The sequence below is a fragment of the Sediminitomix flava genome (genome assembly GCF_003149185.1).
Lineage (GTDB): Bacteria > Bacteroidota > Bacteroidia > Cytophagales > Flammeovirgaceae > Sediminitomix > Sediminitomix flava.
In genome coordinates this window covers 12,601-27,440 of record NZ_QGDO01000003.1, presented here as the reverse complement: position 1 = coordinate 27,440, position 14,840 = coordinate 12,601, and the positions used below count along the sequence as shown (strand labels likewise).

Sequence of the window (14,840 nt, the reverse complement as noted above, 5' to 3'; positions counted from 1 at the left end):
TATGAAAAAGAGAAATTCTATTCCATTTTTAATGGCAATGATGCTTTTGCTTTCTCAATTGAGTTTTGCATCTAAGCCGATTGCACAGATCAGTAAAGAAGAAGCAACAACGATTGCAGAAGACGCTTATATTTTTAGTTTACCACTATTGTTGTGGGAGAAGCAATTCCAACGCATCACTTATACTACGGAACCAAAAGGGCTGATGGCTCCTATGGGACAGTTCGGGCATGCTCGCCGATTTGTAGATGCTTCTAATAAAATGGTGGTAGGTTTCAATGTAGATGTCCTTTACTCTTTTGCGGGATTGGACTTGAGGGAAGAGCCTTTCGTGCTTTCCGTGCCTGCTATTGAAGACCGCTATTGGATCATGCAAATTATTAATGCATGGAATGATGTTCCGGAAGCTCCAGGCTCAAGAACACATGGAGAAAAAGCTTGTAACTTCTTGATCGCAGGTCCAAACTGGGAAGGTCAAGTTCCTGAAGGGATGGAGCTAATTCGTTCCAATACCAATATCACTTGTATTGGAGGGCGTATCTACTGTTCGGGTGAAGAAGCTGATTACGCAATTGTAAATGCACTACAAGATCAAGTGACACTGACACCGCTTTCAGCTTGGGGTACGGACTTCACACCTCCTGCAAATGTGCCCTTAGCCGATATTGAGTTTCCAGTGGATGTAAATCAAGCGGTACTTTCAATGGACGTTGAAACTTATTTCAACAATACCAACCGTATTTTGGCAGGAAGCGAAACTTACAAAGCAGATGCTCCGATTTTAGCTCAAATGAAAAAGATTGGTCTTGAAGCTGGAAAAGAATTCTCTCTTGACAATTTCGATGCTGAAGTAGCCGTAGGCATTAAAGCAGGTTTTGCACAAGGTCATAAACGACTAATGGAAATTGCAGAAAATCTTGGTGTGATTAAAAATGGCTGGACGGTGACTTACGAAATGGGTCGCTACGGTGCGGACTACGACTTGAGAGCAGGATGGAGTTATCTCGGTCTTGGCGGAAACTTGATTGAAGATGCCTTCTATCCATTAACACGTGTTGATCAAAATGATGATGAGCTTCATGGTGATCACAAATACGTATTAACTTTTGAGAACGGAAACATGCCTCCTGAAAATGCATTCTGGTCATTAACGATGTATGATGCGGATGCCTACTTGGTAGAGAACCCATTGGACAGATATGCATTGAGCAACAAAACGGATTTGAAGTATGAGGCTGATGGTTCATTGAAGATCTACTTCCAGCACGAGCGTCCGTCTGAAGATAAAGTGGCTAACTGGTTGCCAGCACCAGAAGGCACTTTCATGATGACACTAAGAGTGTATGCTCCTAAAGAAAATGCACAAAATGGGGAGTGGATTCCTCCGGTGGTAGAAAAGCAATAATTAAGTCCTCTCAGGATATATCCATTTGATTAAATCAATTAGTTTTAATCAAATGGATATAACTATTAACTACATAAAATAAGTCGTTTTGAAAAAATATCTTTTAGGCTGAAATCTTATAAATTCAAAAACTTAAGTACCCACAAACTAATGTAACCTAAAGAGACTGTAATTATTCTATACCCATTTCACATTAGTAAACTAATTAATTCCAATGCAAATCAAACCGAACTAAATACTTCGCCTCTAGGATAATTTTCTGAAATGATTTTTCTGGAGTATGATCTATACCATTTGGATATTGAGCCGAAATGAAAACATTTTTGGAAGACTCTGAGGATGAAGCTGATTCGATTTCTCTGATTTGAACAACTCTAAGTTTATGTGATCAATACCCTCCAATTCAAATACGATATCTTTATTTTTCTTCAAAGAATTGATCAATTTACCTACTCCAATGATCATTAGGACTTTAAAAGTTCACTATTCTTACAAAGAAGAAAAAAGAATATAATACCTCTATAGTCTTTATTTCATAAATCATTTCTCAATGAATTGGGACTATAGCCAAATTGTCCCTTAAATTTTCGACTTAGATGGGATGCACTATGAAAACCCAACTCATCACTTATTTCAATGATTGATTTGTTGGAGTATTTCAGCAACCGATTAGCCTCTTCAAGACGGTGCCTATTATAAAATTTGATAATAGGCAATTCAAATACGGCTTTAAAAGAACGTTGAAGCTTTGAACTACTCATATTGAATTGTGTACTTAATACATCAATATTCGGCAATTGAGATAAGTCACTCAACAATTGTTCTTTTATCTGATACATGAGGTCAAAGTCATCAGGATGTATTTTTTTACTTATTACTACTTTACTCGAATCTTCTTCTACTAATAACATAATTCGAGCGATAATTTCAAAAGCTCTCGCATAGAGCAAAGGACGTACTAACTTTGAATTATTTAAATACATAGACGCATCTCTCACCAAAGCTTCAATTTCGGGTGTCAAACGATAATAGAAAAACCAATTATCTTCTTCATGAAGACTATTTAAAAACTTAACATCTTGATTTTCTTTAGGCATCCAACTTTCTATAACAGATAACGGAAATTGGATAGACATCCATCGAATTAATTTATTGGCTGGAAACAGCACTTTAAAAGGTCTATTGGCATCGTAGACTAAAATACCTTCTGAATAGCCCATCTTTTGTGATTGCCCTATCATACTGCCATGAAAACCTATTCGAATAGAAACCATTCTTTCACCTTCTTGTGGTTGATTGACGACTTCTACAACTTGCTGAAGAGTATAATCAGCTAATGAAACCAGCATTTGATTTGGATATTCTAATAACACAGCATTCACTTCTCCAAAGTTTGTTTTACCTGAAAAGCGTGTACCATCCCATTTCCCTCCATATTTTTCACTTAAACCCTCATAAAACCGTTTTGGAGCATGTTCTATTGTTTCTATTCTTAAGCGATCACTTTCGTCCATAAAAATTGAAGCTTTTTAAAGTTGCCTTTTTTGTGAATGTAGATGGTATAAACATGAAACAAAGAATTGTCGACTCTTACCGAAATTTGCAATAAATATTTTCACATACAACTGATCAAACACTATAAATCAATAACCTAAAAAGCAGAGTACACTCCAAAGCATTCACATTTACCACTAATTTATCAATCATGAAATTTATAGAGCATATCACATTCAAGACGATTTTGGCTGTCCTACTTTTAATTTATGGTGCAAATAGTAGTGCATTGAGTCAAAATATGAGCTCAGAGGAATCTTCAGAAATCAATATAGAAAAGAAGCGTTTTGAGCGAAGAGCGTTCGAATCTGCCATTTGGGGCCAACCATTGGTAGCAGGTAATCAAATGATTGAAGGAGCGATTGAAGCAAGACAAAAACTCAATCAAGTAGCTTACTTCTCTCAGCCTCCTAACTGGAAATTCCAACAACCGACACCTAATAACTCCACGCTCTATCTACAGCTTATTTATGATGTAAAAGATTCGCCTGTAGTAATTGAAATCCCTGCCGAAACAGAGCAATTCAAAGTATTTGGTTCCTTACTTGATGTTTGGCAAAGACCTGTTGTCGATGTTGGTGGAGCCGGAGATGATAAAGGAAAAGGTGGAAAATATTTCTTATACCAAGCCGATGACGAGAGCATTACAGTACCTGAGGGATACTATCCGGTGCCATTGAGAACCTACCGAGGTTATGGAACAATTCGTATTATTCTCCCGAACAATGCCCCTGAGACATTAGCTGATGCAGAAGAATATATCAAGACCAAGTCAGCACAGTATTATTACAACGATAGTGAGAGATTGCCTCATATGGACATCTACGATATGGAATATGCATCCGTATTTCCTTTCGACCATACATTCTTCGAGAAGCTTCAAAAGGTTGTCAACTATGAAGAAATCAGAGTAGAAGATAAATACGCGATGGGCATGCTGAGCTCTATCGGAATTGAGAAAGGAGGGAATTTTTCTCCTTCTGAAGAACAAAAAGTAATTCTTGATAACATAATGAGCGAAGTGCATCTTGAACTTCAAGATCATATTTTAAATCTTCCGCCGATGCGTTGGGGAGATCATTCTCATTGGGCACTTCCTGTAGCACCTTCTATGATTGCGACTCAAATGACCTATGAGGATGAAAACAAGATCTATGTAGATGATAAGGCATTTACTTTCTATATGTACATCTCACCTCCAGTGAAATTAGGAAAAGCAACAGCTTACCTAAAATTGACACATGACAAAGAAGGTAATGTATTAGACGGAAAGAAAAACTATAAGCTGACAGTACCTCCCAATGTACCTGTATCTCAGTTCTGGTCTGTGCTTGCTTATGACCTTGCTACGGCTTCATATATCCGAAACTCAGATCGAATCGGACTTGCTTCCACAGAAGAACCACAAATGAATGCGGATGGTACTTGTGATATTTACTTCGGTCCAAATGAACTTAACAATGGTGTAAACTACATTCCTACAGAAGCCATTGAGCATTTCTTTTTGCTGTTCAGATTCTATGGTCCAGAGAAGGCTTACCAAGATAACTCATGGATGTTGAATGATATTGTTGAAATCAAGTAAAATGATTAGCATGAAAATAAAATATATTTCCCTGATGATAGCTTTAGCATTTGCTAGCTGTCAGGTACAATCCGATTCAAATAGTGAAGCCTCAACAGCGATCGAATATGAAAAATCGGGCTATCTAACCGATGCTTCTGTCTCGAAAATGTATGATGAGATGGCCTTTCATGGTGCTACCCAATCTTATCTTTGGGGAACATCAGTAATGGTAAATCAAATGTGGCGTCTTGCCAATCTAAAAGTTGGTGGCCCCCTTGATTTTGTTACTTACAACACCCCTGAGCAGAAGTATAATATTATTACCTCAAACTTGAATACACCCTACATGGTAGCTTTTCCAAACTTGGAGGAGTCCGGTCCATTAATCCTGGAGATTCCCGAAGGGAAAACAGGGGGTATAATCAATGATATTGAGAGTCGTTGGGTAGCTGATCTTGGTTTGGCTGGCAAAGATCTAGGAAAAGGAGCAAAATACTTAATCTTACATGAGAAGATGGAAGAGCCAGCTAATCATGACGCTGACTTTGTGATCAGAGTAAGAACCAATCTGTTCTGGATCGGGACGAGAATTCTTGTTGCTGGCGAGGAAGAAACAAAACGTCTTCAAGAAGGACATAAGCTTTACCCATTGGGTGCAGAACCAGATACCAAAGTATTGAATATTGGGAATACCTACTACGAAGGGTGGTGGCCAGAAGGTTATGCATTCTGGGAAGGACTGCATGAAGTTGTACAGATCGAAGATTTCCCTGAGGAAACAAGATATATTCTACAGTTCTTGAAGCGTGTAGGTATTGAAAAAGGAAAACCATTTAACCCTACTGCAAAGCAGAAAGAAATTTTAATCAAAGCGGCTGAATATGGCAAGGCGATGGCTGAAGCACTTTCTAACGGTCGTGATCATTTGATTGAGCCATTCTATGGTGAGGGCTCTAAATATACAGTCCACCTAGGCGGACTCACTAACCCAATCCATTACAATGAAGAGGGTAACTATAAGGAGTTGGATGGTCTAGCATCATACACCTATGAGGCTTTCTCAATGTCGGAAGGAATGATGAAAAACCTAATTGGCGTAGGATCTAAATACCTAGCTTCATACAAAGATGCTGATGGTGCATGGCTTGATGGTTCGAACACTTATCAGATCACGATTCCTGCCGATGTGCCCATGAAGCAATTCTGGTCATTTATTGTCTATTCGCAAGCTACACGTTGTTTTGTGCAGAATAAGGATCGTAGACCTGGAGTTACTTCTCGTGAAGAACTTGAAGTGAATAGCGATGGTTCGGTGACCATTACTATTGGTCCATCAAAACCAGAAGGTGTGTTGGATAATAACTTTATCTACTCCAACCCAGATGAAGGATGGTTTACCTATTTCAGAATCTATGCTCCAACAGAAAAGTATTTTGATAAGACTTGGGTACTACCTGCCATTGAGAGGGTAAAGTAGTTTTAAAAACTAATACAACTATACCGCCATCTTCATAGAAAAGGAGGTGGCGGTAATTAACTTCACTTTCATACAACTAACGATACGTCTTAAGACCATAAAAAGGAACATAAGTCTAATTCCAGTGCAAATCAAACCGAACTAAGTACTTCGCCTCTAGGATAATTTTCTGAAATGATTTTTCTGGAGTATGGTCTATACCATTTGGATATTGAGCCGAAATGAAAACATTTTTGGAAGGCTCTGAAGATGTAGCTGATTCGATTTCTCTGATTAGACTTGCCTTTCGAATACTTTGACCAATCGCCGATGTAAGTTCTTCTGCTTTCGCCTTAGCCTCCTTAATCGCCTCTTGCTGCACTTTCGATTTGAACGACTCCAAGTTTGTGTGGTCGATACGTTCCAATTCAAATACGATATCTTTATTTTTCTTCAAAGAATTGATCAATTGTTCTGCTTCTACGGCACTCCCCAACTGAACGATATAATTCTTTCTTAATTGCGTAAGCTCAACTTTAGCTGTGTTTTCACTACTCATCAACTTTGAATTTGCATTCAAATGATTTGGGTCATAACGTATTTCCAATTGTTTAGTGAGGTCTATCTTCAATTCATTCAATTGCTCAAAAAGTGCTTTTTCCAAAGACACATCTTTATTGACTTTTGCCATATAATTTTTGAATCGGATATTAATAAATATCTGATTAGGCTCTAACTCAATTTTAGACTCCCCCATCACTTCGATATAGTTTTGACTAGCCAACTGTAGCGTTGTTTCCTGAGCACTTAACTGTAATGAAATTAGAAAAAAAGAAATACAAGAGATTAAAAAGGAGAACTTCATACTTCAATGTTAATAATTGGTTTACGAATAACTTATTATCCAATAACATAAACAGTTGATAATCAAAATACTTTATTTTATTAGTAATATATGTTAAACACAAATCTATTTCTTTTCCTAATTTGCTATTCTACCTCCATTTACTTGGATATTAATACTTCATTCGGGTTCATGCCTTTTATCTTTTTAAACATGGCTGAGAACTTGGATGGGTTTTCATAGCCCATATCCATACTTACTTCAGTGATCGATTGGGTTCCACTTTTCAATCTTCTATAGGCTTCCTCCATTTTTTCATTAAGATGATATTGATAAATAGTTGAATTGAAGAGTATTTTAAAGTCTCTCTGCAACTTTGAAACACTTACACCAAATTCTTTTGCAAGGTCATCTATCACTATTTTCTGATCAAAATTACCACTCAATACAGTTCTTATTTTTAAGAGCCTTTGATAATCATCATAATGCAATCCATTCAGGTCATCCTTATCCAACATCCCAATAATAGATTGAAATAATAAAGCAAAGATCTCTAATGCTCGAGCTAGAATAAGAGGATTGGAACCTATCACTTTTTCCCTTAAATGAAATACATCGTCCAGTAAGGGGTTTAATTCGATAGGGAGGAAAGTATAGTAAGCCAAACCTTCAGTACCAGGGAATAACTTACGGAAAACCGATTGATGATCAGGCATCAATTCAAAGAAAGCTTCTTTAGAAACATAATAACCTAATGATTGGAAATGTGTATTCGCTTTAAAATACGTTTCTATTGGGTACATGCCGTTGTAAATCAATATTCTTTTCTGACTATCGGCGTCTAAATGTTTTTGACCTTCTTCATTTACTAATTCATGAGAAACATCTCCGATTCTAACAATATTAATAAAAATAAGATCGGGGTCATTATCAGGTAACCTCTGTGTGTGAATGTCCTCCTTGTATTTACAGTTTGATAAGAAGACATCAAACCCCTGAATAAGTTTATAAAAATAGAAGTGGATAAAGGAATCATCTTGAGTGTAAAGAAAGTGATTGCCATCTCTAGCATCTCTTTTCAATTCTTTTGTCAATACCTCAAATAATTGTTCAATATTCGCTTCCTGATAAATTAATTCAAGCATAAATGGAATTGTAGGTTAGATCTACAATATAAACAATCCATGAAGTTCAAATTGTTTATAAAGAAGGATCGATACTTTTTCTACAATAATTTACACCAATAAGTACTCTTGAACTTTTTGGATTATCACCTGAACCTATAAGAGTGGCTGACCGATCTCCCTTGCTGTACTTTTGTATTATCAAATTACAAATAGAACGAGAATATGAAATCAACAAGAAGAAATGTATTAGCAGCTACAGTGCTTTCAGCATTTGTGTTTATGAATAATGTAAACGCCCAAGATAAGGAAGGTAAATTTAAAGATCCTTCTTTAAATTATGCGATGGGAATAGATGTAGAATATGGTGTGGGAGCCAATGGCGGTAAAGCCCATAAGCAAGTATTCAGTGAATTAGATGAAGTTTTTTATCAAAAGAAAGAGACTATAGAAATTGCAAAAGACTTTTACGTTATTACTGGTGTAGGTCTTAATGCTTCATTTATCGTAGCTCCTGAGGGTGTTATTGTATACGATGCAGGAGAAAATAGCGAAGACGGTATCAGATATAAAGAGGAAATTCGTAAGGTTACTGACAAACCTATTAAAGCCGTAATTTATAGTCACTCTCACTATGTACACGGTGCAAAATATATTACTGAAGGTGAGGAAGATGTGATGATCATCGGTCACCCGAAAGTAAATTACAATATGGCGAATAGTGGAGGAACAGGTGGTAACTTCCCAGAACTTCAGCCATTACAATGGGGTAGATTAATCCAGCAAGTGCAAATGTATCTTCCAAAAGAAGGTGAAGATAGTGCAGTTGGATTCTCTCTGAACTACGAACCGGGTGGATTCCAACCTGTAACAAAAGAGGTGGAAAACGGTGAGATGATGAACATCGCAGGACTGGATCTTCAGTTCTTTACTAAAGGTGGAAGTGATACAGATGATTGTTTGACACTTTGGGTGCCATCGAGAAATATTGCGTTTACGAACAATTTTGCTCCAATGATGCCTAACCTTTATACGCCAAGAGGTGCGGACTACAGAGATCCAGCTTTCTGGGTAGAATCAATTGATGTTTTAGAGGAGTTATCTCCGGAAATCTTGATCAACGTAAATGCGAGAGCAGTTGTTGGTAAAGAAGAGATTGCAAAACGTTTGAGTGCATATGGTGACTTCTTGCGATTGGTGATGGACCAAACATTAAGAGGTATGCTTCAAGGTAAGGGTCCTGAGGAATTACGTGACTTCGTGAAATTACCTGAGCACATGTTGAATACTCCAGAATTGTCTCAAAACTACGGAACACTAACTTGGTATCCTCCTTATATCGCAAATATTGCAATGGGATGGTGGAACGGAGATGCTTCAACAATGTTGACACTTCCTCCAAAAGCAAGAGCTGAGCGTTTAATACCTGCGTTAGGAGGTTATGATAAAGTAGTAGAATTAGCGAAAGAAGCTCAAGAAAATAAAGAGTTGCTTTGGAGTATGGAATTGATCAACCACTTGTTAGTATTGGACGAAAACAACCAAGATCTTTTGAAGTGGAAAGGAGAATTAATGATCGAAACTGGTTATTCTCAAACTTCATCAATTGCTAGAGGTTTCTTATTATCTCAAGGTAGAGGCTTGACAGGTGTTGGTCCAATGCCTAAGAATATTGCTCCTCAACCATTTGAGATTGATAAAGATGCAAATAAGTTTATTGATGCTTTAAGAGTAAGAATCAATCCTGAAGCTACAGAGAACTGTGATCATGTTATTGCCATCGAAATTACAGATAGTAATCAGCAATTAGCAGGTTTCCACGTTAGAAAAGGGGTTTGTCAATATATAGATAATATCAATGAGTATAAGAATGCTGTTCAAACTACTCTAAAGATGGATAAGGAAACATTCCTAGCTTTCTTCACTAATCCTCAGTCAATTGAAGGTTTAATTGAAGGAAATAAAATCCAGATAGTAGGAGAGCAAACAGCAGTATCGTTATTCAATAACTTTGATGCGATCTAATAAATGATCTTCTCAAGTATGCGATGGTCGATCCAATGACTATCGCATACATCTACTCAAAAAATGTAAAGAGCAATCAAAGCTTTCTACATACAATATTCCTACAAAATCAAATTAAAGATATAACCAACAATAAAGTGAAATCTATTATAAAACCAATTAGCAAGTCTCTGTTGATATTAATATGTATCACGGGAGCTTTTATCAATCAATCTTATGCTCAAAACAAACAAAAGGATATAAGATACGATGCAGATACGCTACCACATTATCCTAATCTTGAGGGCTTAACACCAGAACAGCCTAGAGATATTAAAACAGATTTGAATCATAGCTTTCCAGAACCAGGAGCTATCGTCAATATGAATATTGGGCCTTATTTTAAATGGAAAGAAGGGTTGTATGAAAGAACGGGTATCCAAATTGGAGCCAGTTATCACAATGTTTTTTCTATTGTTCCTCAATCACATTTAAAATTCCCTCAGATGGGAAATACTGCTGGCGCTGGTGTATTTGCCATGGATTTTAAATGGACACCAATTAATAAAGGAAAAGATTGGGAAGGTAGTCTTAATGTCGTAATGGATGTTAGACATGGATATGGTGATATCTCGCCAATGTTTATTTTGGTATCCACAGGTATAGGTGGTGGTGTTGATATGACCAACGTTTGGAGTGGAGCTACTTTACCATTCGTATTCTGGGAGCAAAAGTTTAAAAAAGACCGTGCTTGGATTAGAGCAGGTTATATTTCTCCACTAGGCGTTTTAGACTTTAACCGATTCAAAGATAACCGAGTAGCCTTTTCGAATAGTGCTAACACAGTGCCTTGGCATGTTTTACCAATGGGTGCATCTTCAGTAGGTGTTGCCTTTAACTGGAAACCAATCGCAGATTCAGAACTTTATGTTTCAGGTATTGTACAAGATAACAACCAGATTGGTGGTATCATTGACTGGGGTGGATTAAGACACGGAACAGTGGTTGCTGGTTTAGAAGTAGGTAAGCACTGGGTGCGTGGAGCAAACGATTTTGACCACTTACATGCTACAGTAATGTGGACGGATAGAGCTGCAGAAACATTGTATTCAGATTTTTCTGAGCCAGGTTGGTCAGTGAAAGTACACGGTAGTAAGCAATGGGGAAATGTAGTAGGTTTTGCCAATGGTGCTTGGAGTAATATTACTGGTGGTGCAGCAGGTGCCGCAACTTTATCAGATATCGTAGCATCCGCAGGTGTTGCTCTATTACAACCTTTTAATATTCAAGGTGAATTAAACTTTGCAATAAACTATTCAAGAATCAACCCTGTAAATGCAGATAAACTGAATAACCCGACTACAGAGGATGAGAAATTCCTAAGTACTTTGTTGGGGCCACTACGTACAGAAGGTCAATGGCAAGCAGAAGTATATTGGAAAATGCTACTGTTCCCAGATATGTGGTTAACACCAGGTGCTCAGTTTGTAATGAACCCATCGTTCAACCCAGCAAACAACTTCGTATTTGCACCAACAATCAAAGCGAGATACTTCTTTTAACAGAAAACTTTTTTCAAACCAAAAATATATAATGATGAAATATCAAAAAAAATCAGAAATTATTAATGGCATTAATCTTAAGTATGTTTATGAAGGCGAAGGTCCAGCGGTATTATTATTACATGGATTTCCAGACTCAGCAGATTTATGGGAAAATCAAATAGGTCCATTAGTAGAAGCAGGTTTTTCAGTAATTGCTCCTGATCAACGTGGATTTGGTGATAGTGAGTTATTAGAAGGTGTTGAGCATTATACAATAGATAAAATTGCCGCTGATGCATTAGCATTGATGGATCATTTAGGGGTTCAAAAAGCAAGATTAGTGGGGCATGATTTCGGAGCATTTGTTGGTTGGTATTTGGCCACTGTTCATGCAGATCGTTTTGAGTGTTATATGCCATTATCTGTAGGTCATCCAAACTCTTACGCAAAGGCGGGAATCCGTCAAAAACAATTAGGTTGGTATGCATTATTCTATCAGTTTGAAGGAATTGCTGAAACCATGTTAGCGAAAGATGATTGGGCTTTATTCAGAGCATTTGTAGAAAATCACCCTGAAGTAGAAACGTGGATTACAGCGCTTTCTCGCCCAAGAAGAATGACAGCAGGTCTAAACTGGTATAGAGCTAATTTTATGGCGGCATTTTCGGGAGAATTACCATTACCAAATGCAACAATCCCTGTACAAGCTGTGTGGAGTACAGGAGATATGGCATTAGCTGAAGAACAAATGGCTGGAACAGCTGAATTTGTTGACGGCGACTTTAAGTATCATACATTTGAAGGAGTGAGCCACTGGATTACCATGGACGCTTCAGATAAGTTAAATCCAATTATTTTGGATTTTATCAAAGAGTATAAAGGGTAATAAGAGCCAATGTTTATTGAGATAGATTTGACCGTATTGGATCATTGAATGAACCAATAAGAAGTAAAGAAAGGGGTATAGGTATGTAAATTTGTAGTATCAATACAACGAAAAAATTACAAATAGAACATGAGAAAAATATTCAAATCACTAGAACAAATTAAAAGATCAGTTTTAACCTTATTTGCTATGGCCTCTGTTGCTACAATATCTTATGCACAAGAATCTATACCATCTGATGTTGATATAAGAAATTATGCTGCTTCAACCGTTTCTGAAAGTTGGGAAAATATCTTTAAAAATACACCTAACCCAGCTGCGGGACCAACTGCACCTGCTGCTGATAATATTGAAGGTTGGAAGCAATTGAATGCCATAATGTCTAAAGTAGCATTTGGAAGAGAAGCAGATGTGAAAGAAAAATATCAAATCACTGTTGAGGAACAAAAAATTGGAGGCATTCGAGTTTTAGAAATTACACCGAAAGGATGGAAGGAAGACGGAAAACGTTTGATTTATACTCATGGTGGTGGCTACACAATGTTTAGTGCTGATAACACAATCACAAGTGCGGCCCTTGCTGCTAATGCTACAGGAATGAGAGTGATCTCGATTGATTATACAGTTGCTCCAAATGCACAATGGAAAGATATTACAGGTGAAGTAGTGAATGTTTTCAAAGGTTTGAATGCACAAGGATTCACTATGGAAAACATCGGTATTTTCGGTGACTCTGCGGGCGGAGGTCTTGTAGGAGGATCTGTGTTGAGATTAAGAGATGAAGGTCTTGGTATGCCTGCTGTGGTTGTGCTATGGTCTCCTTGGGCAGATATCACTGAAACAGGAGATACATATATGACGCTCAAACATGCCGAATCAAACTACGTTTATAAAAAAGTATTAGGACCTTCGGCTGATGCTTATGCAGATCCAAAAGATCAAAAGCATCCTTATGTTTCTCCAGTCTATGGTGATTTTACAAAAGGTTTCCCACCTACATTAATCCAAGGAGGTACTAGAGAAATCTTCCTAAGTAACTTTATCCGTTTATACCAAGCAATTGATATGGCTGGTCAAAATGTAACTTTGGATATTTATGAAGGAATGCCTCACGTATTCCAAATTAAATCTACTGAATCAACTGAAACTAAAGTTGCTGTAGAAAAAATGGCAAAGTATATTCAGAAGTATATAAATTAATACAGCTCAGTTCTAAGGTCTTAACTTTACTACTTTTAGCTGTAACACATTTTGAGTTCAAAGTAGAGCATTAGTAATTAAAAACACTAGCTAATTTTTTATTCTTGGTATATAATTATACTATACCTAATCCCCCTTTACGTTACTGTTTTGGGGGATATTTATATTAGTTTTTTGAAAATCGATCCCACTAAAAACCATTCTTTATGAGTAGGCTAAATTTATTTGATTTTTTAATCCTCGTGAGCATTAATAACTTTGAAATTTGTCACTTACTTATCAAGCTCACTGAAATCCCTGTGCTTCATATTAAATCTATTTATGAATATAAAGTGAAACCTAATTTAGAAACCTCTTTAAATCTTGATTTAGGTGTTTTATGATTCTATTCACACGAATAGCATGATTTTTGCTATCAAACTATCTCTTCAGAAGAGTGTAAATTCCAATGTCTCAAAACCTCCGACATATCGAAAGAAAACTTCTAGCTCAAGGGCTAGAACTGAAACTAAGCATTAGCTTTATTGCAGAATGTTTGGAGGTGGCTGCGTCTAGCCTATATCGTGAATTGAAACGCAATAGGAAAAAAGATGGTAGCTATGACCCCGATTATGCACACTCGCTCTACCTTGCTCGAAAGAAAAGAGTCGGCAGTTTACCCAAACAAAAGTCGTATAGCCAAAAGAAAAAGCCGTATCAACTTTATGCAAAAAGAAGAGATATCCGATGGTTTTCAGATAGTAGTATTGGAAGGAAGCCAACATTCAGTATCCCATTTAGAGATAAGGTTTACTCATTTTTTACTTGGCGATCTTTCCCAAATGAGCTAAAGAAGTTTGATTACCGCAAAGATGCTTTTCTCTACTTGCTCCTTTTCCGTCACGAAGGCTGGAAATTTTCTACTATGGTTGATGTGCTTTATGGTCAAATCTTAGCTTTAAGCCCTAAAGTCATACTTGAAAAGATTTACAGAGAGCTTCAACAGTCGAAAAAGAAGTTGACTTACCTGGGAGAGGTCCGTCCACACGTGGCTTAAATCCACTTTTTCACGCCCTTTTCACATAAGATTAATCAGAAAACTAAAATTTTGCATTTCATTGTTCAACACACTCCTACTTTTTGAAGCTCAATGCGATCAAAACGATATAGAATTTCTAACCTAATAAGAAAAGTCTAGTGTTTTGCATTTGCTCACGATGAATATAAAAAAATAAAGGCAGCGCTTTGCTGCCTTTATCTCTCATGACTAACTATCG

General features: G+C 37.0%; 11 protein-coding genes. 8 read left to right on the top strand and 3 right to left on the bottom strand.

Annotation, left to right across the window (positions count from 1 at the left end; translation table 11 throughout):
• The first annotated feature begins 1 nt into the window (after position 1).
• On the top strand, positions 2 to 1,405 hold the full coding sequence (locus BC781_RS12265; protein ID WP_109618077.1) for a DUF1254 domain-containing protein: 1,404 nt from the start codon (positions 2 to 4) through the stop codon (positions 1,403 to 1,405).
• Positions 1,406 to 1,938: 533 nt separating this feature from the next.
• Here BC781_RS12265 and BC781_RS12255 read toward each other — a convergent pair.
• Positions 1,939 to 2,919 carry a helix-turn-helix domain-containing protein gene (locus tag BC781_RS12255; protein WP_109618072.1) on the bottom strand — a complete coding sequence of 327 codons (981 nt, stop codon included), beginning with the start codon at positions 2,917 to 2,919 and terminating at the stop codon, positions 1,939 to 1,941.
• Positions 2,920 to 3,110: 191 nt separating this feature from the next.
• On the opposite strand from BC781_RS12255, the gene BC781_RS12250 reads away from it, so the two are divergent.
• Both BC781_RS12250 and BC781_RS12245 read left to right on the top strand, forming a co-directional pair.
• The gene (locus tag BC781_RS12250; protein WP_109618070.1) at positions 3,111 to 4,544 is read left to right on the top strand and encodes a DUF1214 domain-containing protein; all 1,434 of its coding nucleotides are present in this window, start codon (positions 3,111 to 3,113) and stop codon (positions 4,542 to 4,544) included.
• 34 nt (positions 4,545 to 4,578) lie between these two features.
• A complete protein-coding gene (locus tag BC781_RS12245) occupies positions 4,579 to 6,003 on the top strand; it encodes a DUF1214 domain-containing protein (protein WP_158281457.1) in 1,425 nt (474 codons plus the stop codon).
• A 115-nt stretch (positions 6,004 to 6,118) separates the two neighbouring features.
• Here the strand turns inward: BC781_RS12245 and BC781_RS12240 are convergent, their stop codons facing one another.
• Complete coding sequence (locus tag BC781_RS12240; RefSeq protein WP_109618066.1) at positions 6,119 to 6,847, bottom strand: SIMPL domain-containing protein; 729 nt, start codon at positions 6,845 to 6,847, stop codon at positions 6,119 to 6,121.
• Positions 6,848 to 6,987: 140 nt separating this feature from the next.
• A complete protein-coding gene (locus BC781_RS12235; RefSeq protein ID WP_109618064.1) occupies positions 6,988 to 7,971 on the bottom strand; it encodes a helix-turn-helix domain-containing protein in 984 nt (327 codons plus the stop codon).
• A gap of 204 nt (positions 7,972 to 8,175) precedes the next feature.
• On the opposite strand from BC781_RS12235, the gene BC781_RS12230 reads away from it, so the two are divergent.
• From BC781_RS12230 to BC781_RS12210, 5 genes are all read left to right on the top strand, one after another.
• Entirely contained in the window at positions 8,176 to 9,975 is a 1,800-nt protein-coding gene (locus tag BC781_RS12230) for an alkyl sulfatase dimerization domain-containing protein (RefSeq protein ID WP_109618062.1), read from the top strand.
• Between the two features lie 137 nt (positions 9,976 to 10,112).
• Positions 10,113 to 11,516, top strand: coding sequence for a carbohydrate porin (locus BC781_RS12225; RefSeq protein WP_158281456.1), 1,404 nt, complete (start codon positions 10,113 to 10,115; stop codon positions 11,514 to 11,516).
• A gap of 31 nt (positions 11,517 to 11,547) precedes the next feature.
• Positions 11,548 to 12,384, top strand: a complete 837-nt coding sequence (locus tag BC781_RS12220) for an alpha/beta fold hydrolase (RefSeq protein WP_109618058.1) — start codon at positions 11,548 to 11,550, stop codon at positions 12,382 to 12,384.
• Between the two features lie 129 nt (positions 12,385 to 12,513).
• A complete protein-coding gene (locus BC781_RS12215; protein ID WP_109618056.1) occupies positions 12,514 to 13,584 on the top strand; it encodes an alpha/beta hydrolase fold domain-containing protein in 1,071 nt (356 codons plus the stop codon).
• Between the two features lie 448 nt (positions 13,585 to 14,032).
• On the top strand, positions 14,033 to 14,620 hold the full coding sequence (locus BC781_RS12210; protein WP_109618054.1) for a hypothetical protein: 588 nt from the start codon (positions 14,033 to 14,035) through the stop codon (positions 14,618 to 14,620).
• Positions 14,621 to 14,840 lie beyond the last annotated feature (220 nt).